This window comes from Spiroplasma endosymbiont of Lariophagus distinguendus, from assembly GCF_023846195.1.
Taxonomy (GTDB): Bacteria; Bacillota_I; Bacilli_A; order Mycoplasmatales; family VBWQ01; genus Spiroplasma_E.
In genome coordinates this window covers 1-2,304 of record NZ_JALMUW010000097.1, presented here as the reverse complement: position 1 = coordinate 2,304, position 2,304 = coordinate 1, and the positions used below count along the sequence as shown (strand labels likewise).

The window sequence follows — 2,304 nt, the reverse complement described above, 5'->3', positions numbered from 1 at the left end:
CACCCTTTGGTGCAATTATTTAAAAATAGAAAATAAAACAGGGTTTGTGGTTGTGTATTTCTATGCAAAATTAATCTCAATTTTATACAACAACAATTCTATTAATATTTTTAAATAACTCTTTTATCCTGATATAGAAGCATTTACATAAAGTACTCACCATTTGACTTCTACGACAGCGTATTTAGTTTACAAACTCCAAAATAAAAGAAAAAAACGACATCTAAGTTCAAAATACTAGAATGTCGTTTGCAAATTATTATAATAAAATATATAATTTAAATGCAGGTTGAGCTATTCCATTGGTGAACCTGTCAGCAGTTAGGATATTAGAGTATCGCTAACTGCATTTTTTATTGTTTTTATTTATGAAGTTGTTTTTATTATATGCTTTTTTCATTCAAAAGCAAGTTAATAATTATTTTACATAATCAAAAAATACTTTATTTACTTATTAAAAGTGTTATAATTATAATAGATAAGAAATTATTTCCTAATTTTGGATAAATATCCATATGTTCATAAAAACTATTATTATCAATCCAAAATTTCCTTTTCAATTTATGATGTACATAAAGAAGGTGTATTAAAATGAAAAAACTATTATCATTGCTTACAGTAAGCGTTTTAATTGGAACTAGTGGTATAAATTTAGTTAATACTAAATTATTTACAAATAATGCTTCCAGTTTTAAAAATAGATTAACTACACAACAAAATAATAATCAAACCATGACAAGATATGATAGTTTAAATCTTGTCAATGAAAAAAGTTTAAATAATGCAATAAACAGTACAATAAAAAATATAAATAAAAAATGTAAAAATGATATTAACTGAACTGTTAATGGAAAAAATTATAATTATAAAAATGAATTATTGAAGGTTTTTAGTAATAAAGAAAATTTATTAACAACAAATAATCAATATGAGCAGTTTTTAAGTCAAAATAATAATTATCAAAAAAATAACTTAGGATTATCATTTCCTATGAATTATGATGGTGTATACTTTCCTTGATGAGGGTTTGGTGATTATTTTTATTGATATATGTCATCCGATACTGTTAAAAAAATTCAACAATATTTAGCATATGGACAAGCAGCATTTGTGCTTGCTGTTAACTCCATATTATTAGCTAGTGGTGTTGGAGGTCCACTGATTACATTAGTTGATGCGTGTTTGTTTACATTCACTGCTAGCTGATATATGGATAATGTTCCTTCATTTGATAATGGTAATGGAGTATATCTTGGAATATCAATATTACCTGCTCCAACAATCTTTGAAGTAGGTAGTCAAGATAAGTATATTTCTAAAGTAAATTCTTTTGAAGTTGATTATAGATTTTTAGCAGCAGATTATATTACTACATGCATAGATGAACAAGGAATTAATTATTTATTAAATTATTATAATAAAAATAATAATGATAATTTTGCAGATAATGTTATAAGTCCATATTTAAAACAATTAATACCAGTTGATCATACTGGAGCAGGTGGTTCTATTACTAATCAAGATTATACAGATTGATCTCATTCTTTTATTCAAAATGATCCATTTTGAACAAATAATGTATATCACTCTCATTTAAAAGATTTTATCTTTTATAATCCAAATTTTAGATCTATTGATATAAGAACTAAAAGAGGATATAACACAACAGTTATGGAAGATCCATATGATCCAATTCATCATCATTATGATGATACTTGAGAAATTTGAAAAAATTCTTAAGTTAATTTCTACAATTTTCAAAATTTCTTCTTAAATTAATAAAAAAGATGATTATTTTTGGTAATCATCTTTTTTATTAATACTTACAATATATTACATTTTTTATTTTTTTTATCACTTGTTTCTGATTTAGTAATTTTATTTTTTATATTTAACTTTTCATATTCTTCATTAACTTTTTGAAAATTTTGTTCATTTGCTATTTTAATTTGTTCATTTTTATCATTGTTAAAACCAGCCTGACTGGCATTAACAACAACTTGTCCAGCAGCATACATAGTGTTTCCTCCTAAATAACATTAATATAATGTTTAGTAATATTTTAAATCTTTAAAATTAAACTACAAGTAAAATATCGTTTATTTACTTTTTTCATTCAAAAGCAAGTTAATTACATTTATAAACTCAATTAGTTCATAATAAAGTTCTTTAGCTAAACTTTGTTTTGAAAAATTATTCATTTTATTTCAATTATCATTAGTTACTTTATTTATAGGAGAAACTTTAGATATAGTATTACGATATATATTTACTTTTTGAACAAAATTTAAATATTTATCAACT

Annotated in this window: 3 protein-coding genes; 1 reads left to right on the top strand and 2 read right to left on the bottom strand. The window is 22.9% G+C overall.

The genetic code is table 4. The annotated features are described in order from the left end of the window. Positions 1-591: 591 nt before the first annotated feature. Positions 592-1,740: a hypothetical protein gene (locus M0D11_RS05735; RefSeq protein WP_252320916.1), complete on the top strand. Its 1,149-nt coding sequence runs from the start codon at positions 592-594 to the stop codon at positions 1,738-1,740. A gap of 83 nt (positions 1,741-1,823) precedes the next feature. Here the strand turns inward: M0D11_RS05735 and M0D11_RS05730 are convergent, their stop codons facing one another. After that, complete coding sequence (locus M0D11_RS05730; RefSeq protein WP_252320914.1) at positions 1,824-2,018, bottom strand: hypothetical protein; 195 nt, start codon at positions 2,016-2,018, stop codon at positions 1,824-1,826. Positions 2,019-2,099: 81 nt separating this feature from the next. Beyond that, on the bottom strand, positions 2,100-2,304 hold a 205-nt coding region (locus tag M0D11_RS05725; RefSeq protein WP_252320912.1), incomplete at its 5' end, for a hypothetical protein.